We start from the raw sequence: 22,127 nt of genomic DNA, 5'->3' as shown, positions 1-22,127 counted from the left end.
GGGTGGCCCGGAAGGTTCGTCGCCACAAGCGAATTCGTCGTCCTTCGGCGGCAGCGACGACATGATCGCTGGTGACGACGCGACCCGCGCGAGCGTCACGGTGCGCGCACCGGCCAAGATCAACCTCCACCTGGGCGTGGGGGCGCTCGGCGCCGGCGGGTTCCACCCGCTCGCGACCGTCTACCAGGCGATCGGGCTCTACGAGGACGTCACGGTCAGCGACCAGCAGGACTGGTCGGTGCACCTCACCGGCGAGGCGGACCTCGACCTGGCCGACGTGCCGGTCGACGAGAGCAACCTCGCCGTGCGCGCGGCGCGGGCGCTGTGCGTCCACCACGGCCTGACCGACCATGCCGCCCGCATCGAGATCCGCAAGGGCATCCCCGTCGCGGGCGGACTCGCCGGCGGTTCGGCCGACGCCGCCGCCACCCTGCTGGCGCTCGACCGGCTCTGGGACCTGCGGACCTCCGACGAGGACCTGCTCCGGCTGGGCGCCGACCTCGGCAGCGACGTCCCCTTCGCCCTCCTCGGCGGTACGGCGACCGGGCTGGGCCGCGGCGAGGAGGTGGCGCCGCTGGAGGACGGCGGTGACTGGTGGTGGTGCGTCGTGCCCCACGCCGAGGGCCTCTCGACCCCGGCGGTCTACCGCCACTTCGACGAGCTCAGCGGTGACGGCGTACCCCCGCCGGCGGTGCCCGACGAGCTGCGCCGCGCCCTGGCCTCGGGCGACCCCGAGCGCCTGGCGGCCCAGCTGCACAACGACCTGCAGGCACCCGCCCTGGACCTGCGGCCCGAGCTCCGGCGTACCTTCGACGACGGCGTCGCGGCCGGCGCGCTGGCCGCACTGCTGTCCGGCTCCGGTCCGACCGTGCTGCTGCTGTGTGCCGACCAGGCCGGCGTCCACGAGGTGCGCCGCGCGATGGTCGAGGCCGGCCACGAGCGTGCCGTGGTGGCCCCGGGCCCGGTGCCCGGGGTGCACGAGGTCGTCTACGAGAACGCCCCCGACACGAGGAACCTGCGCTAGTGCCCAACCTGCTCAACCTGGAACGGGTGTCGAAGGCCTACGGCATCCGACCGCTGCTCGACGACGTCTCGCTCGGCGTCAACGCCGGGGAGCGCATCGGCATCGTCGGCCGCAACGGCGACGGCAAGACGACGCTGCTGCGGGTCATGACCGGCGACGAGCCTCCCGACGACGGCCGGGTGTCGCAGCAGCGTGGCACCCGCATCGGCTACCTGCGCCAGCGCGACGACTTCCACGACGACCACACGGTGCGCGACGTCGTCCTCGGCGGGATGGCCGACCATGAGTGGGCGGCCGATGCGCGGTCGCGCGAGGTCGTCGACGAGCTGCTGGTCGGCATCGACCTCGACCGGGTCGTCGACGGTCTCTCCGGCGGCGAGCGGCGCCGCTGCGCGCTGGCCGGCCTGCTGCTGGGCGACCATGACCTGGTCGTCCTGGACGAGCCCACCAACCACCTCGACGTGGAGGCCGTCGACTGGCTGGCCCGCCACCTCGCCACGCGCTCCTCGGCGCTCGTGGTCGTCACCCACGACCGGTGGTTCCTCGACGCGGTGTGCCAGCGGACCTGGGAGGTCCACGACGGCGCGGTCGACGCCTACGAGGGCGGGTACGCCGCGTTCGTCCTGGCCAAGGCCGAGCGCCAGCGCCAGGCCGCGGCCAGCGAGGCGCGGCGCCAGAACCTGGTCCGCAAGGAGCTGGCCTGGCTGCGTCGTGGTGCCCCGGCGCGGACGTCGAAGCCGAAGTTCCGCGTGGACGCCGCCAACGCCCTGATCGACGACGTGCCGCCGCCGCGCGATCGGCTGGAGCTGGAGCGGTTCGCGACGCAGCGCCTGGGCAAGGACGTCGTGGACCTGGAGGACGTCGACTTCTCGCGCGGGGAGAAGTCGCTGCTGCACCACGCCACGTGGCGGCTGGGGCCGGGGGAGCGGATCGGGCTGATCGGCGTCAACGGTTCGGGCAAGACCTCGGTGCTGTCGCTGCTGTCGGGGGAGTTCACCCCCGACGTGGGGCGGGTCCGGCACGGTCGGACGGTGTCGTTGGCGCAGCTGGGGCAGCACGTGGACTTCGTCGATCCGGAGGAGCGGGTGCTCGACGCGATCGAGTCGATCCAGCGCGTTACCCGCACCCGGGACGGTGACGTGAGCGCCTCGGCGATGCTGGAGCGCTTCGGCTTCACCGGTGAGAAGCTCACCGCGCGACTGGGGGACCTGTCCGGTGGCGAGCGTCGCCGGTTCCAGATGCTGCGGCTGCTGCTCGGCGAACCCAACGTGCTGCTGCTCGACGAGCCCACCAACGACTTGGACATCGAGACGCTCACGGTGCTGGAGGACTTCCTCGACACCTGGCCCGGCACCCTCGTCGTCGTCTCCCACGACCGCTACTTCCTCGAGCGCGTCTGCGACTCGGTCTGGGCGCTGCTGGGCGACGGCAAGGTCTCCATGCTTCCCCGCGGCGTCGAGGAGTACCTCGAGCACCGCCGGAGGGTTGAGTCTGCACTTGTTGACACTCGAGTCGGCACTTCTTCACCGTCGGGTGCCGACTCGACCGGGAACACGTCACGACTCGACGCGCAACAAGTGCCGACTCAACCTGCGCGTGGGTCGGCCGAGGAGCGGGCCGCGCGCAAGGAGGTCGCCAAGCTGGACAAGAAGCTCGAGCGGGTGGCGTCACGGGAGGCCGAGCTGGAGGAGGCGATGGCCGCGGCGGCCACCGATCCGGACCGGCTCGCCGAGCTCGGTCGCGAGCACGCAGAGGTGCTCGCGGAGAAGGACGACCTCGAGGCGCAGTGGCTCGAGGCGGCAGAGCTCCTCGACGGATAGTCCCTGACCAAAAGCACCGGCTTCATGCCGATCTGGGTGCTCTTCGTCAGGGACTATCCCGAGAAGGGGCTGAGCAGCTGCCGGAGCAGGCCCTCGAGGTCGGCGCGCTCCGCCTCGGAGAGGCCGACCAGCAGGTCCTGCTCGGCGTCCAGGAGGGCCGCGAACGCCCCGTCGACTGCCTGCTTCCCCTCCGGCGTCAGTCGCACCAGGACCCCGCGCCGGTCGCCGGGGTCGGGATGGCGCTCCACCAGGCCCCGCGCCGCCAACCGGTCGACCCGGTTGGTCATCGTCCCGCTGGTGACCAGCGTCTCGCGCAGCAGTTTGCCCGGCGACAGCTCGTACGGCGTACCGGCGCGGCGCAGCGCGGCCAGGACGTCGAACTCCCAGGACTCGATGGCGTGCGCGGTGAAGGCCTGCTTGCGGGCACGGTCGACGTGGTGGGCCAATCGGGCGATGCGGCTGAAGACCGCCACCGGGCCCAGGTCGAGGTCGGCGCGTTCGCGCGCCCAGGCCTCCAGCAGGGCGTCGACCTCGTCGCGTACCTCGGACATGCGCACAGGCTAACGCAAGATCGAGAATCTTGACATCAAGACAGGCGAGCGTAGGGTGGCGATCGTGGACCACCTGGAGGACCGATGACCCATCGTTGGGACCCCGACCGCTACCTCGCCTACGCCGACGAGCGTGGCCGTCCCTACGTCGACTTGCTCGCCCGGGTCGGCGCCACCGACCCGGCCCACGTGGTCGACCTCGGCTGCGGGCCGGGCAACCTCACCTCCCTGCTCGCCGACCGCTGGCCGGACGCCACGGTCGTCGGCATCGACAGCAGTGCAGAGATGGTGGCAGCCGCCACCGACACCCGGATCGACTTCCGCGTCGGCGACCTGCGCGACTGGGTGTCCTCTGGCGCTGCCGCCGGTGGGGTCGACGTGGTCGTCTCCAACGCCACCCTGCAGTGGCTGCCCGACCACCTCGACCTGCTGCCGGACCTCGTCGCGGCGGTGGCTCCCGGCGGCTGGCTCGCGTTCCAGGTGCCCGCGAACTTCCACGAGCCCAGCCACACGCTGTGCCGCGAGCTCGCCGCCGAGGCGCCGTACGCCGCGCACACCGCCGACGCGCAGCTCCCGGACTCCCACGAGCCCGCCACCTACCTCTCGGCGCTGGCGGCGCTCGGGTGCGAGGTCGACGCGTGGGAGACGACCTACCTGCACGTCCTCGCCGGGCAGGACCCCGTCTTCGCCTGGGTGTCGGGTACGGGTGCGCGCCCGATCCTGCAGGCGCTCCCCGCGGACCTGCGGGCCTCGTTCGAGGAGGAATTCCGGCGGCGGCTGCGGGCGGCGTACCCGCCACAGCCGCACGGCGTGGTGATGCCGTTCCGGCGCGCCTTCGTCGTCGCTCGGGTTCCCAGTTGGTCGTCGGTCGAGCCTGTCGAGACCGTCCGGGAGGAGCGATGAGGCTGCACCACGTCCAGGTCGCCTGCCCGCCGGGCGGTGAGGCCGAGGCGCGCCGGTTCTACGCCGACGGACTCGGGATGAGCGAGGTCGCCAAGCCGGCAGCGCTGGCGGCCCGCGGCGGCGCCTGGTTCCGGGCGTACGACGCCACGGGCGCCGTCACCGCGGAGCTGCACGTCGGCGTGGAGGACCCGTTCCGTCCGGCCCGCAAGGCCCACCCTGCCCTCGTGTTCGACGACGTCGCCGCGCTCGAGGCGACGGGGGAGCGGTTGGCCGCGGCCGGCTTCGAGGTGGACTGGAGCCAGCGTCACTCCTTCGACGGCCACGAGCGGTGCCACGCGTTCGACGGTGCCGGCAACCGAGTCGAGGTGCTGGCGCCGGTTACTCATGAGTAGCATGTGTCCATGAGTCCCGTCCTGAACCTCTGGAAGCGCACCACCGGACTGCCCCTGGTCGGCGAGTCGGTCGGCAAGCGCCTGTTCTCCCTCGGCTTCGCCCAGAAGGCGCCGTACTTCGCCACGATCCGTCCCCGGTTCGTCGAGGTGCGGCCCAACTACGCCGAGCTGGTCATCCCCAAGCGCCGCGGTGTGCACAACCACATCGGCACGGTGCACGCGATCGCGCTGTGCAACGGCCTCGAGGCCGTGATGGGGGCGCTCGCCGAGGTCACCATCCCGAAGGACAAGCGCTGGATCCCCAAGGGGATGGAGGTCGCCTACACCGCGAAGGCGACCAGCGACATCACCTGCACCGCCGAGACCACCCAGGAGCAGTGGGAAACCGCCGACGGTGACCTGCTCGTGGCCGTCAAGGGTGTGCGCGACGACGGCACGGTCGTCATCGACGGCACGATCCGACTCTGGGTGACGCCGAAGAAGTAGCGCCTCAGACCGCGGCGCCGCCACCGCCGCCCATGTCGTACCGACCGCCACCAGCGGCCGCCTCGATGTCGACGCCCTTCTTCTTGCCGCCCAGCAACCGCTTCTGGAGCCACGTCGCGAACGCGGTCAGGATCAGGTTGACCACGATGTAGAGGCTGGCGACCACGAAGATGGTGGGGATGCGGTTGTCGAACTCGAGGAAGATCTGGTTGGAGACCTTGGTGAGTCCGGGCGCCAGGATGTACTGACCCAGTGCAGTGTCCTTCAGCGCGACTACGCACTGGCTGATGATCGCCGGCAGCATCACCTTCACTGCCTGGGGCATCAGCACCAGGTTCATCACCTGCGTCTTGCGCATGCCGACGGCGTACGCCGCCTCGCCCTGCCCCTTGGGGATCGAGTTCACACCGGCGCGGAAGACCTCCGCGAGCACCGAGCCGTTGTAGAGCATCAAGGCGATGACGACGCCCCAGTACGAAGCTCCGGAGGTGTTGATGCCGATCAGGAACCACACGAAGACCATCAGCAGCAGCACGGGGATGGCGCGGAAGAACTCGACGACGGCCCAGGACGGCCAGCGCACCCACGCATGGTCGGACATCTTGCCGACGCCGAAGAGGAAGCCGAAGAGCACCGCCGCCACGATCGCGGTGCCCGCCATCTGGAGCGTCTGCAACAGGCCGTCGACGAGGATGACCTCGAGGTACCGCGGGGTGAGGAAGACCTCCCACTTGTCGTAGGTGAACTGACCCTCCACGTAGAGACGCCACAGCGCCCACAGCAGGAACCCGAGGACGGCGGCGCCGGCAACGACGGTGTAGATGCGGTGCCGGGCAACGGTCTTGGGGCCCGGGGCATCGAAAAGGACGCTCGTGCTCATCAGGCCACCCTCCAGCGACGCTCGAGTCGGTTGGACAGGAACGACGTCACCTCGACGATGATGATGTAGCCGATGGCGAAGGCGATGAAGATCTCGTTCAGCTGGGACGGGAAGTCACGAGTGAGTGAGCGCATCTGATAGACGGCCTCCGCCACGCCGAAGACGGCGGCGACCGAGGTGTTCTTGATCAACGCGATCTGCACGCTCGCGAGCGGCGGCAGGGAGGCCCGGAAGGCCTGCGGCAGCACGACGTTGGTCATCACCCCGCCGAACGGCAGTCCGATCGCCCGGGCCGCCTCGGCCTGGCCGATGTCCACGGAGTTCACGCCGGACCGCAGCGCCTCGCAGACGAAGGTGCTGGTGTAGAGCGTGAGTGCGATGACGGCGGTCGCGAAGAACTGGTTGAACTGGAACTGCCCGATGGAGATGTCGAGGCGGTCGAACCAGCGGAAGTTGAGGGCGCTCCACAAGGTGGGAGCGGTGAACTGGAAGGTGGCGAAGACGATCACCAAGGGGGTGTTGCGCACGACGGTCACGTACGTGGCCGCGGCGCTACGGAGAACGGCGACGGGACCGACGCGCAGGGCCACCAGGAACGTGCCCAGGATCAGCGACAGGACGCCGGAGATGAGAAAGAGCCAGAGGGTGAATCCGAACGCCCTCAGGTAAGCATCAAAGTCGTTGAGGACTGCGTCCACGGCAGCCTTCTCCTCTCTGGCGAACGCCGGGGCGGCGCTGCTCGCGCCGCCCCGGCCGGTCGTCCACTACGTGGTGGCTCAGAACGTCTGGCAGTCGTCGAGCTCCGGGGGCTCCGGGGTCTCGACGCCCGACGGGCCGAGGGTGCCCTCGAAGGCCTCCGCCCAGGTGCCCTCGTCGTACGCGGTGGTCAGCGTCTCGTTGATCCACTCGCACGTCTCGGTGTTGCCGGGCTGGTAGCCGACGCCGATGCGCTCCTCGGAGAACTCGTCCCCGACGACGCTCAGCTCACCCTCGTTCTCGGCAGCGAAGCCGGCCAGGATCGAGCCGTCGGTGGACATGCCGTCGACGGTGCCGTCCATGACCTTCTGCACGCACTCGGAGTAGGAGTCGAAGCCGACGCCCTTGGCGCCCTTCTCGTTGATCCGGTCGATGGAGGTCGACCCGGTCACCGAGCAGACCTCCTGACCCTGCAGCTCGTCGATCGACTCGATGTCGGAGTCGGCCGGGACGAGCAGCTGCTGGCCGGTGATCATGTACGGACCGGTCTGACCGACGACCGAGCGGCGGTCGTCGGTGATGGAGTAGGACGCCAGCACCAGGCCGACGCGCTCCTGTTGGAGGAACGGCTCGCGGTTGTCGGAGACGGTCTCCACCCACTCGACGCCGTCGCCCTGCGGGTCGATGCACAGGTCGGCCACCAGGATCTTGGCGACCTCGACGTCGAAGCCCTTCGGGATGTCGTCCGCGGCACCCTTGAAGCCGAGGCCGGGCTGGTCGTACTTGACGCCGACGCTGATCTCGCCGGAGTCGGCCCACTGGGCCATCTGGGTGCCGTCGTCGAACTTGCCCTCGCAGTCGTCCGCGGCCTCGACGTCCGCGCCACCGCCCTCGGTGCCGGCCTCACCGCACGCAGCGAGCGAGAACGCGAGCCCGATGCCGGCGAAGGCGGCCAGGCTTCTCTTGAACCTCATCTGTCTTCCTTCCGTGTGGGCGGACTGGTGTCCGTCGCTCTTCAGTGCTTGAGGATCTTGCCGAGGAAGTCCTTGGCGCGATCGCTCTGCGGGTTGGTGAAGAAGGACTCGGGGTCGGTCTCCTCGACGATGGCGCCGTCGGCCATGAAGCAGACCCGGTGGGCGGCCGTGCGGGCGAAGCCCATCTCGTGGGTGACCACGATCATCGTCATGCCGCCCTCGGCGAGCTCGACCATGACGTCGAGGACTTCCTTGATCATCTCGGGGTCCAACGCGGAGGTGGGCTCGTCGAAGAGCATCACCTTCGGGTCCATCGCGAGCGCCCGCGCGATGGCGACGCGCTGCTGCTGACCACCGGACAGCTGGGCGGGATACTTCTCGGCCTGGTGGGCGATGCCCACGCGATCCAGCAGCTCGTGGGCCCGCTTCTCCGCCTCGGCCTTGGACTTCTTGCGCACCTTGATCGGCCCCAGCGTGACGTTCTCGAGGATCGTCTTGTGGGCGAACAGGTTGAAGCTCTGGAAGACCATGCCGACGTCGGCGCGGTGGTGCGCCAGGGCCTTGCCCTCCTCGGGCAGTCGCTCACCGTCGATCAGGATCTCGCCGGAGTCGATCGTCTCCAGGCGGTTGATCGTGCGGCACAGCGTGGACTTGCCCGAACCCGACGGCCCGATCACCACGACGACCTCGCCGCGCTTGACCGTGAGGTCGATGTCCTGCAACACGTGCAGCTTGCCGAACCATTTCTGTACGTCGCGCATCACGACGAGGCCATCGGCCCCGGATGCCGGCGGCTGTGCCGCGACGTCCTCCTGCACCGTCATGCGGGTGACGCTAGCGGTGTCGCGGGTCCCGCGGCTAGTACGCAACGCCCCCCGAAACCATTCCGTGATTGACTTGGAACGCCGTGGGCGTGACGCGAACGCACCGGTGGCCCCGCTCGCAGGTCTGCGGGGCCACCGGCATTCGGGGAAACGCTAGGGACGTGAACGCTCCATCCGACGGTGCTGGCGAGCCACCTCGCTCCTGCTCAAGTCGTCGTCGAAGAACATCAGACCGTCCAGGCGGCAGTTGCAGGGATTGCGCTCGGAGCCGTCCTGGGGGAACGAGCCACCGATCTTGATCCCCTTCGGATCCGAGGCGGTGGTGCCGGTCCCGTCGACCTGCCACGGATCCCCGTCCTTGGTGTAGAACCCGCTCAACGCGCGCCCGTTGCGATACAGGGCCATCTCTCCGGTGGTGTAGTCGAAGGTGGCCGCCAGGTGGACCCACTCGCCGTCCGGGAGCAGGTCCTCCCAGTCGGTCGAGGCGGCGAAGGTCTGCGACTCCCCGCCGTCGAGGCGCCGACCCAGGGCCACCAGTCGCAGTTCCCCGTCGACCTGGATCAGCTCTAGCAGCGCACGCACGTTGTGCCCTTCGGAGTCGCCGCTGAGTACGCCGGTCAGTCCGATCGCGTTGTAGCCCGGCGTCGGGTTCTGGCCGGTCATCTTCACCCAACCCATCACGGTGATGCCCTCGGCGCCGTTGAACGCACCCAGCGACTCGGCGCCGTCCCTGTCCCAGACGCCGGCCTTCCATGCCTCACCGGTCGGCGATTCGGCAGCGCTGTGGATCTGGAGCGAGTTGTTGGATCCGGGGTGGGCGCCGTCGTCGACGCGCATGTCCTCCTCGCCGTTGACGAGTTGGATCAGGGTCTTGGACAGGCCCTGGTCCTCCTCGCGGTCGTCACGCGCGGCGAAGGGGTGCTCGAAGTCGTAGCTCGCCACGAGTTCGTCGGCGATCGCGGGCTCGACCGGCTTCGGCACCGGGGCGCGCTTGGTGTCGGCCACCTTCCAGACCGTGCCGTTGCCCTTGGCCAGCAGGTAGAGGTTGTCCTCGGCATCGGTGCCGAAACGCAGGTCGGCGCGGCCGTCGCCGACGAGATCGGGCATGCGCATCCGGGTACCGCCCTCGTCGTAGAGCGCCAGTTCGTGGATCGGCGCCTCGGCGTCGCCGTCGTCGACCATTTCGGGCAGGTCGCTGAAGTACACGCGCCCCTCCACGAGGTCGCCGAAGACGTACTTGCCCCTCAGGCCGGGCAGGTCACCCCGGTGGACGAGCCCACCGGAGATCGCGTGTCCGGAGTCGCTGTTGCACGACCAGTTGGCCGGCTTGTCGTGGTCATAGGACGTGACCGGGTAGTCGTATCCGGCCTGCTCCATCTCCGCGGTCAGCGGGTACAGGTAGCACTGGTTCTCGTTGCGGTACGCCAGTCGCCCCTCGATGACGGGCCAACCGAAGTTGTCACCGGCGTCGACGTCGTAGATGCCCTCGATGGCGTGCTGGCCGATGTGGCCGAGGAACATCCGGTGCTCGCCGCCGGCGTCCCAGCTGAAGCGGTGTGGGTCCCGCATGCCGACGGCGTAGATCTCGCCGAGTGCGTCCTCGCGGTCCACGAATGGGTTGCTGGCCGGGATGCCGTACTGACCGTTGGGGGCATCGTCGCCGGACGGGTCGATACGGAGGATCTTGCCGGCAGGTGTCCCCATGTCCTGCGGCACGTCGGTGCTGACGCCGATGCCCCCGTCCCCGACGGCGAGGTAGAGCAGGCCGTAGTCCTCGTCGCCGGGCTCGGCGGTCGGATTGAAGTCGATCTGCTGGATCGCGTGGATCTGCGTCCGGAACCGGAACCGGAAGACTTCGCGGTGGGTGCCGCGGAAGACGTCGGCCGACGGGTCATCTGCCGTCCACTCCGTCACCACGCTCTGCACGCCGCCGGTGCTGTAGGGCTGTGGTTCGTACGTCGACTCACCCGGTGCGTCCGGCGTCTCGGTGTGGACGGTGTAGAAGGTTCCGTTGTCCTCGAATTCCGGGTGGAATGCGACGAAGCCGAACCCGGAACCCAAGCCGCGCCAGGAGAGGAAGTCGGGGAACTCCTCGGCGAAGTCGAGGTAGGTGTGGCGGCTGTCCCCGTCCAGCAGGTGCAGTGGGCCGTTGAGGTCGGGGAGGTACTTGCGGCCCGAACCGTCGGGCACCTCGCCGATGTAGTTGATCCGGTTGTGGCGGCTGCTGATGCGGTCGTCGGTGACCGGTCCGTTCGGTTCGGAGGCCGGTAGCTCGGCGTACTCCTCGAGGACCAGCCCGAGGGTCGATGGTTGCGGTGACGTGGGCACGGGGTCGGTGATGGGGGTGTCGTCGTCAGCGCTGGCTGGCGATCCGAGAGGGGTCAGTGAGGCCGCTAGCACGGATGCCGCCGCAGCACCGACCCACCAGTTGCGTGTGCGCATGGGGGATGGTTCCTTCACTATGGGATTGGTTGGTGACAACTGCTGGCGGCTGCCACCGCCAGCCCTCGTGGGCCCCGAGTTGCTCGGGGCCCACGGGGATCAGGAGGCGGCGGGCGTACCCGTCACCCGGAACTGCCGCGTGCGGCCGTGGTTGTCGAAGGACCCGAAGCCCACTCGGCCCCCGGCGAAGCTGGTGTCGGTGGCCGTCATCAGGGGCTGCTCGCTCCCGTCGACGTGGACCGCCACCTCGCCGGTGGCAGCGTCGTAGTCGAGACGGACGTCGTGCCAATCGGTGTCGTCGATCGCGGGCGGTGCACCCACGGCTCCGTCCCGCTGGTCGTCGATGCGGACCCGATCGGCATCGTCGACCTTGAAGATGCCGTTGTGGGGATAGATCGTGTTGTCCTGCGACAGGTGGGCGTAGTAGAAGCGCGTCGGTGACTGGTAGTTCCACACCAGGATGACGTCCCGGTTGTTCACCGCCACGGGTTCGTCGATGCGGACCTGGGTCGAGATCTCCACCGAGGCGAGTTCAGGACCCGCCGAGACGATGGCGTACTCGAACGGTCGACGTGGTCCACCCGGGCTCGTGCCCGGCTCGGTGAGCACCACCTGCCCGCGTTCGAACGACCAGAGGGCCTCGGTGAGCGGGTCCCAGTGCTGCGGCGTGGGAGCGGCGTACACGCGGTGCTCTGGAGGTGCCCCAGGGGGCTGTCCGCCGTGCGCAGTGCTCATGGGCGCCAGGATGAGGGCCGACAGGGCGAGGGCTGCCGCGGCCGCCCGTCGTCGCGAGGGGGGGGTCGCGGTTGTCGATGGGGTTGGTGCTGCATGGCGTTTCCCTTCCGTACCGAGGTTGGTTGGTGTCACGACTGCAGTCGGGGTCGCTAGAGGTGCGGCTCCACGAGCTCGGCGTAGCGGCGCGCCACGGTGTCGATGACGGCGTCACCGTCAGCGGCCCAGACGTCGGCGTTGAAGATCTCGACCTCGACGTCGCCGCGGTAGCCGGCGGCGACGACGCAGCGCGTGAGGTGGGCGAAGTCGATGTGGCCGTCGCCCATCATCCCGCGGGAGAGGAGTGCGTCGGGCGGGAGCGGGGTGATCCACTCACACACCTGGTAGGACGCGACGCGGTCACCGGCGCGCGCGATCTGTTCCTCGACGCCGGGCTCCCACCACACGTGGAAGGTGTCGACGACGATGCCGACTGCCTCCGGCGGCATCGGGTCGGCGATGTCGAGTGCTTGTCGCAGAGTGGAGACAACGCCCCGGTCGGCTGCGAAGATCGGATGCATCGGCTCGATCGCGAGCCGTACGCCGACCTCCAATGCATGGGGCACCAACCGCTCGATCGCCTCAGCAGCCCGGGATCGGGCCGACCGCAGGTCCCGATCACCGTCGGGTAGGCCCCCTGGCACCAGGACCAGGCAGGGCGCTCCGAGGGACGCTGCCTCGTCGAGGGCGCGTCGGTTGTCATCGTGCGCGCGCTCCTGCTCGCGCCCCGCGGGCACGGTGAAGAATCCACCGCGGCACAGTGAGGAGACCCGCAGTCCGGCATCGGCGATCATCGCGGCACCGTCGCGCACCCCGACGTCCGCGAGCGGCTCGCGCCACACCCCGAGTGCGGGCAGGCCGTGACGAACGCAGCCCTCGACCGCACGGCGCAGGGACCACCCGTTCACGGTCTTCTGGTTCAGTGACAGTCGCGCCAGTCGCGGATCTCCCACCGTGGGGGTGTCCAGCCGTGCCGGATCCAGGGAGGGCACGTCGAGCGTCGTCATCGGACCACCCCGGCACCGGCGAGCCACGTGCGCATGCGGTGGGCAGCGAGGTCAGGGTCCGGGAGGAGGCGTGCATCGTTGGCGAGGGCGAAGAGCCGCCCCAGGTGCACCACACTCCGCGAGGACTGGAGCCCCCCGACCATGGCGAATCCGGGCTGGTGCCCGCACAGCCAGGACAGGAACGCGATCCCGGCCTTGTAGTGCCATGTCGGCGCCTCGAACACGTGGCGTGCGAGTGGCAGGGTCGGTGCCATCTCCGCGTCATAGGTCGCCAGGTCGTCACGATCGAGTGCTGCCAGCGCCGCCGAGGCTGCCGGTGCGATTGCCGCGAAGGCGCCCAGCAGTGCGTCGGAGTAGCGCACCCCGTCGCCCCGGATGAGGCCCGGGTAGTTGAAGTCGTCGCCGGTGTAGAGGCGAACGTCAGCGGGAAGGCGTGCCCGGAGCTCGGTCTCGTGGTCCGCGGAGAGCAGCGACACCTTCACGCCGTCGACATGGTCCGCATGGGCCTTGATCAGGTCCAGGAAGGTGTCGGTCGCGATGTCGACGTCCGTGGATCCCCAGTAGCCGCGCAGGTGCGGGTCGAACGCCTCGCCGAGCCAGTGGAGGATGACGGGCCGGTCGACCTCGTCGAGCACGGCGTCGTACACGGCGAGGTAGTCGTCGGCCCCCGCGGCGACCGCCGCGAGCTGGCGCGAGGCCATCACGATCACCTGCGAGCCGGTGGACTCCACGAAGCCGACCTGCTCGCGGTACGCCTCGCGCACGTCGGCCGGGGTGCGCAACTCGGCTCGATGGTCGGTGCCGGCACCTGATGCGATCCGCGCCCCGACTTCCGCGGCCTGCGCGGCACTGCGTCGTACGAGCTCCTGCACGGCGGGCCAGTCGAGGCCCATGTTGCGCTGGGCGGTGTCCATCGCCTCGGCGACACCGAAACCGTGGCGGAAGAGGTGCCGGCGGAAGGCGAGGGTGGACTCCCAGTCGATCGTCGCCGGCGAGCCAGGGACGTTCTCGCCACGGGGATCGGCAACGACGTGGGCGGCCGCGAACGCAACCCGGCTGGAGAATGGTTCGGGGTGCTCGGGCCAGTCACGAGGTTCGGTCAGCGCGACCTCCTCCCACCCGCCGTCGGCGAGGGGGATCGCGACGTCGGCCCCGGGCGAGGTCATCGCCCCGCACCGGCCATCGGGATGCGGCGCCCCTCTGCCGAAGAGCGGAGCCCGGCGTCGACGAGCTCGAGTCCGCGCACGCCTGCGGCGAAGTCATAGGGGTGAGGGCGACCGTGGTGGACGTCGAGCAGGAACTCCTCCCACTGCGCCCGGAAGCCGTTGCCGAACGTGTCGTTGTCGGGCACCGGCGACCACTGGGACCGGAAGTCCTCGGTCGTGGGCAGGTCCGGGTTCCAGACCGGCATCGGGGTCAGGTCCCGTGGCTGCACCCGACACTCGAAGAGCCCGGCGACGGCCGACCCCAGGGTCCCGTCGACCTGGAACTCCACCAGCTCCTTGCGCTCGACCCGCACCGCCCAAGACGAGTTGACCTGGGCGATGATGCCCCCGGCCAGCTCGAAGATGGCGTACGCCGCGTCGTCGGCCGTCGCGTCGTACCGTTCGCCGCGTTCGTCCCAGCGCTCGGGGATGTGGGTGACGGCCCTGGCGGTCACGGCCTCCACCGAACCGAAGAGGTTCTCCAGGACGTAGTTCCAGTGGCAGAACATGTCCAACACCACGCCGCCGCCGTCCTCGGCGCGGTAGTTCCAGCTCGGACGTTGCGCGGGGACCCCGTCGCCCTCGAAGACCCAATAGCCGAATTCGCCACGGACCGACAGGATGCGACCGAAGAAGCCGCTGTCCACGAGGCGCTTCAGCTTCAACAGGCCTGGCAGGTACAACTTGTCGTGGACGACCCCGTTGATGATGCCGTGCTGGCTGGCAGAGTCGACGAGTTCCTGCCCTTCGGCGACGGACTCGGCCGTGGGCTTCTCGGTGTAGACGTGCTTGCCGGCAGCAGCCGCCTTGAGGATCGCCTTGCGGCGCTCCCCGGTGACCTGTGCATCGAAGTAAACGGTGGCGGGATCCTCGGCGAGCGCGGAGTCCAGGTCGGTCGTCCAGTCCGCGACATCGTGCTGAGCCGCCAGCCGACGCAGCTTGTCGGCGTTGCGACCGACGAGCACTGGCTCGACCTGGAGTCGACCGCCGTCGGGCAGGGGAATCCCGCCGTCATCGCGGATCGCCAGGACCGATCGCAGCAGGTGCTGGCGATACCCCATGCGTCCGGTGACGCCGTTCATCAGGATGCGGATGGTCGTGTCAGGCATGTCGGTCCTTCGGGTAGCAGCGGCGTCGTCTCACGCGGTGGTCGAGGAGGCATCGGAACGGCCGGTCGGTTGACCGCCCAGGTAGAGCTCGGCGAGCTGGGGGTCGGCGAGGAGGTCGTCGGCGGGCCCGGAGATGTGGACCCGGCCGAGGTCGAGGACGCAGCCGAGGTCCGCCGTCTGCAGCGCGCGGCGGGCGTTCTGCTCCACGAGCAGGACGGCGGTGCCCGCGTCCCGCATCCGCACCACCTGCTCGAACACGGTGCCGGTGGCCTTGGGGTCCAGCCCCATGGACGGCTCGTCCAACAGGACGACCTGTGGGCTCACCATGAGGGAGCGGGCGAACTCGACCTGTTTCTGCTGCCCACCGGACAGTGCGCCGGCGAGGGCTCCCCAGCGCTCGGCGACGACCGGGAACAGGTCCTTGACGAATCCCACGCGTTCGTCGATCTCGCGTCGGTCGCTGAGCGAGTAGGCGCCGAGCAACACGTTCTCCGCGACCGACATCTCCTTGAACACGCTGTGTCCCTGCAGGACATGTGAGAGGCCGGCGCCCAGCATCTGCTGCGGGTTGTTGCGCGTGACGTCGCGGCCCGCGACACGAATGGTGCCCGACCGGGGGGTGAGCATGCCGCTGGCGACCTTCAGCACGGTCGACTTGCCGGCGCCGTTGGGGCCGACGAGGCAGACGACGGTCGCCGGAGGGACCTTCACGGTCAGTCCACGCAGGACCAGGGCGGCACGGCCGTATGCGGCCTCGATGTCGTCGAGCTCGAGCAGGTATTCAGACGCCAAGGTAGGCCTCCAGGACTCGGGGGTCGTGCTGGACGACCGACGGCGGACCCTCCGCGATGGGCCGACCACGGTCGAAGACGACGACGTGGTCGGAGAGACTCATCACCAGGTCCATGTTGTGTTCGACGACGATGAAGGTCCGGCCCTCGGCGTTCAGGGAGCGGACCAGGCCGGCGATCCGGTCGATGAGCGCCGGATTCACGCCGCCGGCTGGCTCGTCGAGCATGATCGTCTCCGGGTCCGCCATCAGGACGCCGGCGAGCTCGAGCAGCTTCTGCTGGCCGTAGGAGAGGTCGCGGGCCTCGACGTCCTCGAGGTGTTCGATGCCCACGCGGGCCAGCAGCGACCGGGCGCGTTCGATGTCGCCGTGGTGCCGGGAGGGCGCGAGCAGGAGCATCGGACTGGGCGGCCGCACCGCCGCCAGGATGTTCTCGAGCACCGTCATCCTCGGGAAGATCCGACACAGCTGGAAACTGCGTCCGATGCCCGCACGAGCGATGCGGTGCGGCGGCTTGCCGCTGATGTCGCGGCCGGCGTACGTCACCCGGCCCGCGTCGGGCCGGATCATCCCGGTGACGCAATTGAAGAACGTGGTCTTGCCCGAGCCGTTGGGCCCGATGAGCGCGTTGACCTTGCCGTGGTGGAACCCCACGGATGCGCCGTCGACGGCACGGACGCCACCGAAGGACTTGGCAAGTCCCTCCGTGGCGAGCCCGATGGTCGCCTCGCCGGTCGGACCGGTGGCCTGCTCCGCTGCGGTGGTCATCGTGATGCTCCTTCCGTGACCTGCTCCTCGCGACGCTGCTCGGCGAGCTCGGCTTGGGAGACCTCGCGGATCGAGGAGGACTGGGGGCGGAACCGTCGAACGAGGCTCTGGACCGCCGGGATGATCCCCTCCGGCATGAACAGCACGACCACGCCGAGCAGGAGCCCCATCGCCACCAGGTGGAACTGGGAGTCGCCGTACTCGCTCTTGAAGAACTCCACCGCGTACCCGACGATCACCGCGCCCAGCAGCGGGCCGAACAGTGACCGGATCCCGCCGAGGAGGCTCATCAGGACCATGTAGGCACCGACGAGGATCGAGAACTGGAAGATCGGGTCCAGGAAGCCGAACCAGAGCGCATAGAGGCCGCCGCCGATCGCGGTGACGAAGGCGGACATCACGAAGGCCGCGAGTTTGTAGTTGAAGGTGGGCACACCCAGCGCCTGTGCCTTGTCCTCGTCCTCGCGGATGGCCTTCAGGCCGATGCCGAACCGGGACCGGTCGATCAGCCACCAGGCCAGAAGCGCTGCGGCGAGCGCGGCGGCGTGGAGATAGAAGAAGCGTTCGTGCTGCTCGGGCCGCAGCACGTCGTCGGCGAACGGACGGGGGATCCGCAGGCCGTTCGAGCCGCCGGTGACCGAGCTCCAGGATTGGAAGGCCAGCATCAGGATCAGCACGAAGGCGATCGAGACGATCACGAAGGACGCTCCGCGTACGCGGAGACTGGCGATGCCGATGGGCACGGCGACGATCGCCACGATCACGGCTCCGGCGACGAGGGCGCCCCACGGGTTGATGCCGGTGTGGATGACCAGCAGCCCGGTCGCGTAGCCACCGAGGCCGGAGTACGCCGCGTGCCCGAGCGAGATGTAGCCGGTGAAACCACCGACGAAGTTCCATCCCGTCGCGAGGAGGGCGTAGCTCATGATGACGACCCCGACCGAGAGGATGAACGGGTTCGCCGCCACCGTCGGGAACGAGAGCACCGCTGCGGCCAGCAGTGCGACACCGACGAGCTTGGCCACGCCGGCTCGCGAGGGCGTCGTGCGCGTGTCAGAAGCGTTGGGCAAGACGACCTCCGAAGAAACCCTGGGGCCGGACCATCAGGGTCGCGAACAGTGCGACGTAGAAGATCGTCTGGGCCCAGGTCGTGCTGAACGGGATCTGCAACAGGGACTGGCCGATGCCGAGCACCATCGCCGCGATCGCGGCTCCGGGGATGCTGCCCAGGCCGCCGACGACAATGATCGCCATCAGCGGCCCGATCCAGTGCCAGTGCAGTGACGGATAGATCGTGGAGTCGAGCGACAGGGCGGTCCCGCCGATCGCCGCGGTGGCGAGGCCGATGCCGAACCCGTAGCCGGCAACCCGCTCGGTGTTGATACCCACGAGCTGCGCCGCCTCGGGGTGCTGGATCGTTGCGCGAAGGGCTTGGCCGAACTTGGTCCTGGTGAGCAGCAGGTACAGGCCGAGCAGCGACAGCGCGGCCAAGCCGAAGGCGATCAGCTTGACGACGGCGATGTTCGCCCCGAACACCTCGAGGTTCGCCCCGCCGTACGACAGCTGGATGCGGCGCTGGGTGCCGGTGAAGACGAACCCGAGCATGCCCTCGATGACCAGGGCGATCGCGAACGTGAGCAGCACCGACATCATGGTGAGCGTCGCCGGGCGCAACCGCTTGATGAGGACACGCTGGATGCCGACGCCGAGGAGGAAGAACAACGGCACGGTGCCGAGCAGCGAGACGAGGGGGTCGATGCCGGTCTGGGTGGTGAAGAACCACGCCAAGTATGCCGCGAGGATGAGGAACGCCGAGTGGGCGATCATCACCACGCGCATCACGCCGAAGTAGAGCGTGAGGCCGGCGGCCAGGAGGGCATAGAGCCCACCGAGCAGGACTCCGAGCACGAGGCTCTGGAACAGCAGGGACATCGCTTTGCTACTCCTTCGTCACCAGGCCGGCTTGGCGGGGATGATGTCGGCCTCGGCGAGGTCCTCGGGCAGGACGATCTGGATCTCGCCATCGACGTACTGCTGGATCATGTGGGCGCCCTGGGGGCGGCCGGCCTCGTCCCAGGACAGCGGTCCGACGACGGTGTCGACCTCGTTCTCGTGAAGCCAGTCGGTGAGCTGCTGCTGGCACTCGGGGTCCGGGTCCGCGCACTCGACCGCCTCGACCGCCGCTGCCACGACCTGACCGGTCGTCCAGGCATTCGCCTCGTCCTCACCCGGCGGGTTGCCGTGGATCTCGCTGTAGAACTCGACGAACTCCTGGTTGGACGGGTAGGAGGCCTCGGGCGTGTAGCCGGTGGGGGAGAGGATCCCCTCGGTCTTGTCACCGATCGCCTCGGGGAACTCGGGGTTCGTCGGCGCCGTCGAGAAGGCCGCCATCTTCGGCTGATAGTTGAGTTGCTGCAGGGCGATGATCAGGTTGACCGCGTCCTGGTATTGCGTGCCTCCGACGACGATGTCGGCGCCGCTGTCCTCGATCTTGGCGGCGATGCTGCTGAAGTCGGTCGTGTTCGGGGGATAGACCTCGTCGGCAACCGTCCGCACGCCCATCTCCTCCAGCCGGCCCTTCAGTCCGTAGGCGGTGCCCTGTGCGAACGGGTCGTCCATCGTCGCGTACGCAGCGGTCTTCGGGCGCTGGCCGCGCGGCATCTGCTCGATGTGGTCGGCGAGGTAGTCGTAGTGGTCGTCGGCGACGGCGGGCGCGGCGTAGAAGAGGTTCTCGAAGCCCTGCTCGAAGACCTCGGGTGCCGCTCCTGCCGGTTCCACGAAGGTGAAGCCGTAGTCCTTCGCGACCTGGGCGGCCGGGATCACCAAGCGAGTCGAGAAAGGGCCGAAGACCAGGTCGACGCCGTCCTGGTTGATCAGCTTCTCGTAGTCGGCGGCGACGCGGTCGGCGTTGGACTGGTCGTCGAGGATCTCCAGCTCGACGTCGCGCCCGAGCAGGCCGCCGTTCTCGTTGACGTACTCAGCCCATGCCTCATAGCCGCGCTGGACTCCCTTCCCCGGTTCGGAGAAGTCACCGGTGAGGGGGAGTGAGATGCCGATGGTGATGGTGTCGTCGCTGCCGCCGTCGCTGCTCCCCGAGAGACAGCCAGTGAGGGCGAGACTGCTCACGACGGCGAGAGCGGAGATGCGGAGAGTGCTCGGGACCTTCATGATGCTCCTCGTCGGGTGGTCGTAAGCGCTTTCGTAAGCGCTTTCAGGTACTGTAGGCACACGGCCGCCGATGTGGCAAGAGTCACAGGCGGCCGATCCGTGCCAGCGGCACCGGGACGAGAGGAGCCTCGTAGTGGCGAAGGAGCGGGCGACCCTGCGATTGCAGGACGTGGCGGAGGAAGCGGGCGTCTCCATCGCGACGGCATCCCGCAGCCTCTCCGGGGCGACAGGCGTCAGTGACTCCGTCGCCGCCCACGTCCGAGCCGTGGCGGCGCGACTGGGGTACGTCGCCAACGTGCACGCACGCAGCCTCGCCGCGGGTACGTCGCGATCCGTCGGCCTGGTCGTGCACGAGATCGGGGACCCGTACTTCGCCGAGATCGCCAGCGGCGTACTCCGGCTCGGTGCGGAGGAAGGCCTCACCGTCCAGATCTGTCACACCGGCCGGGACCCACGACGTGAGGTCGAGCAGATCCGGGAACTGGTGGCCCAACGCGTGGGTGCCATCATCATTGCCGGGTCGGGGTTCGTCGACCCCGCCCAACAGTGGGATGCCAAGACAGCACTGCAGGCCTACCAAGCCGCCGGCGGCCGTGTGGCTGTGATCGGTCGGCACCACCTCGGCGCCGACGCGGTGCTCCCGGAGAACACCAAGGGCGGGCGCGCGGTCGCCGACCACCTGATCGGACTCGGGCACCGCCGGATCGCTGTCATCACCGGGTCGCTGGGGCTGACGACGGTCGCTGACCGCATGGTGGGCGTCCGGGAGGCACACGAGGCTGCCGGGCTGGCCTTCGACCACCTTCCGGTCCTCGAGGCGCCCTTCACCCGCGACGGCGGCAAGCAGGCCACGGCACGGCTCCTGGAGGAGGGCCACGACGTCACGGCAGTGCTGGCCCTGAACGACGACATGGCCATCGGAGCGCTCTCCGTGCTCCGCTCGCGCGGCATCGCAGTGCCCGAGCAGATCTCGGTTTCGGGCTTCGACGACGTTGCGGTGGCCGGTGACCTCGCTCCGTCGTTGACGACCGTTCGGCTCCCGATGGCCGATATGGGCGAGCAGGCCCTCGGGTTGGCGTTGCTCGACCGCGGGAGCCGCCCGCGGCGACGCACCGCCGGTCACGAGCTCGTGATCAGGGACTCGACTGGGGTGCCGGGCGCATGAGCTCCCCGCGGGTCGTCGTCGCGCCCGACAAGTTCAAGGGATCTGCGACGGCGGTCGAGGTGGCCGACGCCGTCGGTCGCGGCGTCGTCACCGAGCGCCCCGACGCCGAGGTCGCACGAGTCCCGATCGCCGACGGCGGGGACGGCACGCTCGCCGCCGCGGTCGCCGCCGGCTTCCATCTGGTCCCGGTGACCGTGTCTGGTCCCACGGGTCACCCGGTCAGGACTGCCTACGCCCGCCGTGGGGACACCGCCGTGGTGGAGATGGCCGATGCCTGCGGACTCGCCCGGTTGCCCAGCGGCGTACCCGCGCCGCGCGAGGCGTCCTCGCGGGGGCTCGGCGAGGTGCTGGCCGCTGCACTCGACGCGTCGTGCACCGAGATCGTGCTCGGCATCGGCGGCAGTGCCAGCACCGATGGCGGTGCTGGCATGCTCTGCGCGCTGGGCGCGCGGATCCTCGGTCGTGACGGCGAACCACTCGGCGAGGGTGGTGCGGTGCTGGAGTCGGTGGCGGCCCTGGACCTCACCGGCCTACACCCCCGACTCGCCGAGGCGTCGACGGTCGTGGCCTGCGACGTCGACAATCCGCTGACGGGTCCGGGCGGCGCCGCCGCCGTCTACGGACCGCAGAAGGGAGCCGACGACACGACCGTCGCAGTCCTGGATGCCGGACTGCAGCGGTGGGCCGACGGTGTGGCCACGGCGGTCGGGTTCGACGTGAGAAACATGCCGGGGGCTGGTGCCGCAGGCGGTGTCGGGTTCGCCGCCCTGGCCGTCCTCGATGCCGTGCTGCGGCCGGGGATCGATCTCGTCCTTGATCTCGCGGGATTCGACGAGCAGGTGGCGGGCAGCGACCTTGTGATCACCGGCGAGGGGTCCCTGGACGCCCAGAGCCTGCGGGGCAAGGCCCCGGTCGGTGTCGCTGCGAGGGCGGCCGAGCACGGCGCCCGGACGATCGCGGTGTGTGGACGGCGCGACCTGTCCGACGACGACCTCCGTGCCGGTGGGATCCACGGTGCGCTGGCGCTCCTCGACCTGGAGGCCGACGTCGAACGCTGCCTGCGGGCTCCCTTGCCACTGTTGGAGCAGTTGGGACGGGAGATCGCACGGCGTCACATGTAGTGCGACGGCTAGCCGGAGCAGGGTGTCGTCG

At 69.4% G+C, this 22,127-nt stretch carries 22 protein-coding genes; 7 read left to right on the top strand and 15 right to left on the bottom strand.

What is annotated here, in order from left to right:
* Positions 1-61 precede the first annotated feature (61 nt).
* Both KUV85_RS10525 and KUV85_RS10520 read left to right on the top strand, forming a co-directional pair.
* Positions 62-1,024: a 4-(cytidine 5'-diphospho)-2-C-methyl-D-erythritol kinase gene (locus KUV85_RS10525; protein WP_219959847.1), complete on the top strand. Its 963-nt coding sequence runs from the start codon at positions 62-64 to the stop codon at positions 1,022-1,024.
* A complete protein-coding gene (locus KUV85_RS10520; protein ID WP_219959846.1) occupies positions 1,024-2,844 on the top strand; it encodes an ABC-F family ATP-binding cassette domain-containing protein in 1,821 nt (606 codons plus the stop codon). The genes KUV85_RS10525 and KUV85_RS10520 overlap by 1 nt, the downstream gene beginning before the upstream one ends.
* 53 nt (positions 2,845-2,897) lie before the next feature.
* On the opposite strand, the gene KUV85_RS10515 is transcribed toward KUV85_RS10520, so the two are convergent.
* Positions 2,898-3,395, bottom strand: coding sequence for a MarR family winged helix-turn-helix transcriptional regulator (locus KUV85_RS10515; protein ID WP_219959845.1), 498 nt, complete (start codon positions 3,393-3,395; stop codon positions 2,898-2,900).
* Between the two features lie 84 nt (positions 3,396-3,479).
* On the opposite strand from KUV85_RS10515, the gene KUV85_RS10510 reads away from it, so the two are divergent.
* From KUV85_RS10510 to KUV85_RS10500, 3 genes are read left to right on the top strand one after another with little or no spacing between them, the layout of a single operon-like run.
* Positions 3,480-4,298, top strand: a complete 819-nt coding sequence (locus KUV85_RS10510) for a trans-aconitate 2-methyltransferase (RefSeq protein WP_219959844.1) — start codon at positions 3,480-3,482, stop codon at positions 4,296-4,298.
* Entirely contained in the window at positions 4,295-4,690 is a 396-nt protein-coding gene (locus KUV85_RS10505; protein ID WP_219959843.1) for a VOC family protein, read from the top strand. The genes KUV85_RS10510 and KUV85_RS10505 overlap by 4 nt, the downstream gene beginning before the upstream one ends.
* Positions 4,691-4,699: 9 nt before the next feature.
* Complete coding sequence (locus tag KUV85_RS10500) at positions 4,700-5,176, top strand: hotdog fold domain-containing protein (protein WP_219959842.1); 477 nt, start codon at positions 4,700-4,702, stop codon at positions 5,174-5,176.
* A gap of 4 nt (positions 5,177-5,180) precedes the next feature.
* Here KUV85_RS10500 and KUV85_RS10495 read toward each other — a convergent pair whose 3' ends face one another.
* From KUV85_RS10495 to KUV85_RS10430, 14 genes are all read right to left on the bottom strand, one after another.
* Positions 5,181-6,056, bottom strand: a complete 876-nt coding sequence (locus KUV85_RS10495; protein WP_219959841.1) for an amino acid ABC transporter permease — start codon at positions 6,054-6,056, stop codon at positions 5,181-5,183.
* Positions 6,056-6,754, bottom strand: coding sequence for an amino acid ABC transporter permease (locus tag KUV85_RS10490; protein WP_219959840.1), 699 nt, complete (start codon positions 6,752-6,754; stop codon positions 6,056-6,058). Before KUV85_RS10490 ends, KUV85_RS10495 begins: the two co-directional genes overlap by 1 nt.
* Before the next feature lie 78 nt (positions 6,755-6,832).
* Positions 6,833-7,726 (bottom strand): transporter substrate-binding domain-containing protein, encoded by an 894-nt coding sequence (locus tag KUV85_RS10485; protein WP_219959839.1) that lies wholly within the window; start codon positions 7,724-7,726, stop codon positions 6,833-6,835.
* A 41-nt stretch (positions 7,727-7,767) separates the two neighbouring features.
* On the bottom strand, positions 7,768-8,487 hold the full coding sequence (locus KUV85_RS10480) for an amino acid ABC transporter ATP-binding protein (RefSeq protein WP_425299404.1): 720 nt from the start codon (positions 8,485-8,487) through the stop codon (positions 7,768-7,770).
* A 216-nt stretch (positions 8,488-8,703) separates the two neighbouring features.
* Positions 8,704-10,878 (bottom strand): PQQ-dependent sugar dehydrogenase, encoded by a 2,175-nt coding sequence (locus KUV85_RS10475; protein ID WP_219959837.1) that lies wholly within the window; start codon positions 10,876-10,878, stop codon positions 8,704-8,706.
* Positions 10,879-11,091: 213 nt separating this feature from the next.
* Complete coding sequence (locus tag KUV85_RS10470; RefSeq protein WP_219959836.1) at positions 11,092-11,727, bottom strand: hypothetical protein; 636 nt, start codon at positions 11,725-11,727, stop codon at positions 11,092-11,094.
* 149 nt (positions 11,728-11,876) lie between these two features.
* On the bottom strand, positions 11,877-12,770 hold the full coding sequence (locus KUV85_RS10465; protein WP_219959835.1) for a sugar phosphate isomerase/epimerase family protein: 894 nt from the start codon (positions 12,768-12,770) through the stop codon (positions 11,877-11,879).
* Entirely contained in the window at positions 12,767-13,936 is a 1,170-nt protein-coding gene (locus KUV85_RS10460) for a dihydrodipicolinate synthase family protein (protein ID WP_219959834.1), read from the bottom strand. The genes KUV85_RS10465 and KUV85_RS10460 overlap by 4 nt, the downstream gene beginning before the upstream one ends.
* A complete protein-coding gene (locus KUV85_RS10455) occupies positions 13,933-15,084 on the bottom strand; it encodes a Gfo/Idh/MocA family protein (RefSeq protein WP_219959833.1) in 1,152 nt (383 codons plus the stop codon). The genes KUV85_RS10460 and KUV85_RS10455 overlap by 4 nt, the downstream gene beginning before the upstream one ends.
* 30 nt (positions 15,085-15,114) lie before the next feature.
* Positions 15,115-15,876: an ABC transporter ATP-binding protein gene (locus KUV85_RS10450; protein ID WP_219959832.1), complete on the bottom strand. Its 762-nt coding sequence runs from the start codon at positions 15,874-15,876 to the stop codon at positions 15,115-15,117.
* Complete coding sequence (locus KUV85_RS10445) at positions 15,866-16,642, bottom strand: ABC transporter ATP-binding protein (protein WP_219962892.1); 777 nt, start codon at positions 16,640-16,642, stop codon at positions 15,866-15,868. Before KUV85_RS10445 ends, KUV85_RS10450 begins: the two co-directional genes overlap by 11 nt.
* Entirely contained in the window at positions 16,639-17,667 is a 1,029-nt protein-coding gene (locus KUV85_RS10440) for a branched-chain amino acid ABC transporter permease (protein ID WP_219959831.1), read from the bottom strand. The genes KUV85_RS10445 and KUV85_RS10440 overlap by 4 nt, the downstream gene beginning before the upstream one ends.
* 28 nt (positions 17,668-17,695) lie before the next feature.
* The gene (locus KUV85_RS10435) at positions 17,696-18,574 is read right to left on the bottom strand and encodes a branched-chain amino acid ABC transporter permease (protein ID WP_219959830.1); all 879 of its coding nucleotides are present in this window, start codon (positions 18,572-18,574) and stop codon (positions 17,696-17,698) included.
* An 18-nt stretch (positions 18,575-18,592) separates the two neighbouring features.
* On the bottom strand, positions 18,593-19,810 hold the full coding sequence (locus KUV85_RS10430; RefSeq protein WP_219959829.1) for an amino acid ABC transporter substrate-binding protein: 1,218 nt from the start codon (positions 19,808-19,810) through the stop codon (positions 18,593-18,595).
* Between the two features lie 133 nt (positions 19,811-19,943).
* On the opposite strand from KUV85_RS10430, the gene KUV85_RS10425 reads away from it, so the two are divergent.
* Both KUV85_RS10425 and KUV85_RS10420 read left to right on the top strand, forming a co-directional pair.
* Positions 19,944-20,975: a LacI family DNA-binding transcriptional regulator gene (locus KUV85_RS10425; protein WP_219959828.1), complete on the top strand. Its 1,032-nt coding sequence runs from the start codon at positions 19,944-19,946 to the stop codon at positions 20,973-20,975.
* The gene (locus tag KUV85_RS10420; protein ID WP_219959827.1) at positions 20,972-22,096 is read left to right on the top strand and encodes a glycerate kinase; all 1,125 of its coding nucleotides are present in this window, start codon (positions 20,972-20,974) and stop codon (positions 22,094-22,096) included. Before KUV85_RS10425 ends, KUV85_RS10420 begins: the two co-directional genes overlap by 4 nt.
* The last annotated feature ends 31 nt before the right edge of the window (positions 22,097-22,127 follow it).

Origin of the sequence: Nocardioides panacisoli (assembly GCF_019448235.1) — a bacterium.
Taxonomy (GTDB): domain Bacteria; phylum Actinomycetota; class Actinomycetes; order Propionibacteriales; family Nocardioidaceae; genus Nocardioides; species Nocardioides panacisoli_A.
This window is presented reverse-complemented; position numbering and strand designations above follow the sequence as displayed.

Excerpts from the sequence above, each read along its gene's own strand:
- KUV85_RS10525 (WP_219959847.1), top strand. The coding sequence starts at position 62 with ATGATCGCTGGTGACGACGCGACCCGCGCGAGCGTCACGGTGCGCGCA.
- KUV85_RS10515 (WP_219959845.1), bottom strand. The coding sequence starts at position 3,395 with ATGTCCGAGGTACGCGACGAGGTCGACGCCCTGCTGGAGGCCTGGGCG.
- KUV85_RS10510 (WP_219959844.1), top strand. The coding sequence starts at position 3,480 with ATGACCCATCGTTGGGACCCCGACCGCTACCTCGCCTACGCCGACGAG.
- KUV85_RS10505 (WP_219959843.1), top strand. The coding sequence starts at position 4,295 with ATGAGGCTGCACCACGTCCAGGTCGCCTGCCCGCCGGGCGGTGAGGCC.
- KUV85_RS10500 (WP_219959842.1), top strand. The coding sequence starts at position 4,700 with ATGAGTCCCGTCCTGAACCTCTGGAAGCGCACCACCGGACTGCCCCTG.
- KUV85_RS10495 (WP_219959841.1), bottom strand. The coding sequence starts at position 6,056 with ATGAGCACGAGCGTCCTTTTCGATGCCCCGGGCCCCAAGACCGTTGCC.
- KUV85_RS10485 (WP_219959839.1), bottom strand. The coding sequence starts at position 7,726 with ATGAGGTTCAAGAGAAGCCTGGCCGCCTTCGCCGGCATCGGGCTCGCG.
- KUV85_RS10480 (WP_425299404.1), bottom strand. The coding sequence starts at position 8,487 with ATGCGCGACGTACAGAAATGGTTCGGCAAGCTGCACGTGTTGCAGGAC.
- KUV85_RS10470 (WP_219959836.1), bottom strand. The coding sequence starts at position 11,727 with ATGAGCACTGCGCACGGCGGACAGCCCCCTGGGGCACCTCCAGAGCAC.
- KUV85_RS10465 (WP_219959835.1), bottom strand. The coding sequence starts at position 12,770 with ATGACGACGCTCGACGTGCCCTCCCTGGATCCGGCACGGCTGGACACC.
- KUV85_RS10460 (WP_219959834.1), bottom strand. The coding sequence starts at position 13,936 with ATGACCTCGCCCGGGGCCGACGTCGCGATCCCCCTCGCCGACGGCGGG.
- KUV85_RS10455 (WP_219959833.1), bottom strand. The coding sequence starts at position 15,084 with ATGCCTGACACGACCATCCGCATCCTGATGAACGGCGTCACCGGACGC.
- KUV85_RS10445 (WP_219962892.1), bottom strand. The coding sequence starts at position 16,642 with ATGACCACCGCAGCGGAGCAGGCCACCGGTCCGACCGGCGAGGCGACC.
- KUV85_RS10435 (WP_219959830.1), bottom strand. The coding sequence starts at position 18,574 with ATGTCCCTGCTGTTCCAGAGCCTCGTGCTCGGAGTCCTGCTCGGTGGG.
- KUV85_RS10430 (WP_219959829.1), bottom strand. The coding sequence starts at position 19,810 with ATGAAGGTCCCGAGCACTCTCCGCATCTCCGCTCTCGCCGTCGTGAGC.
- KUV85_RS10420 (WP_219959827.1), top strand. The coding sequence starts at position 20,972 with ATGAGCTCCCCGCGGGTCGTCGTCGCGCCCGACAAGTTCAAGGGATCT.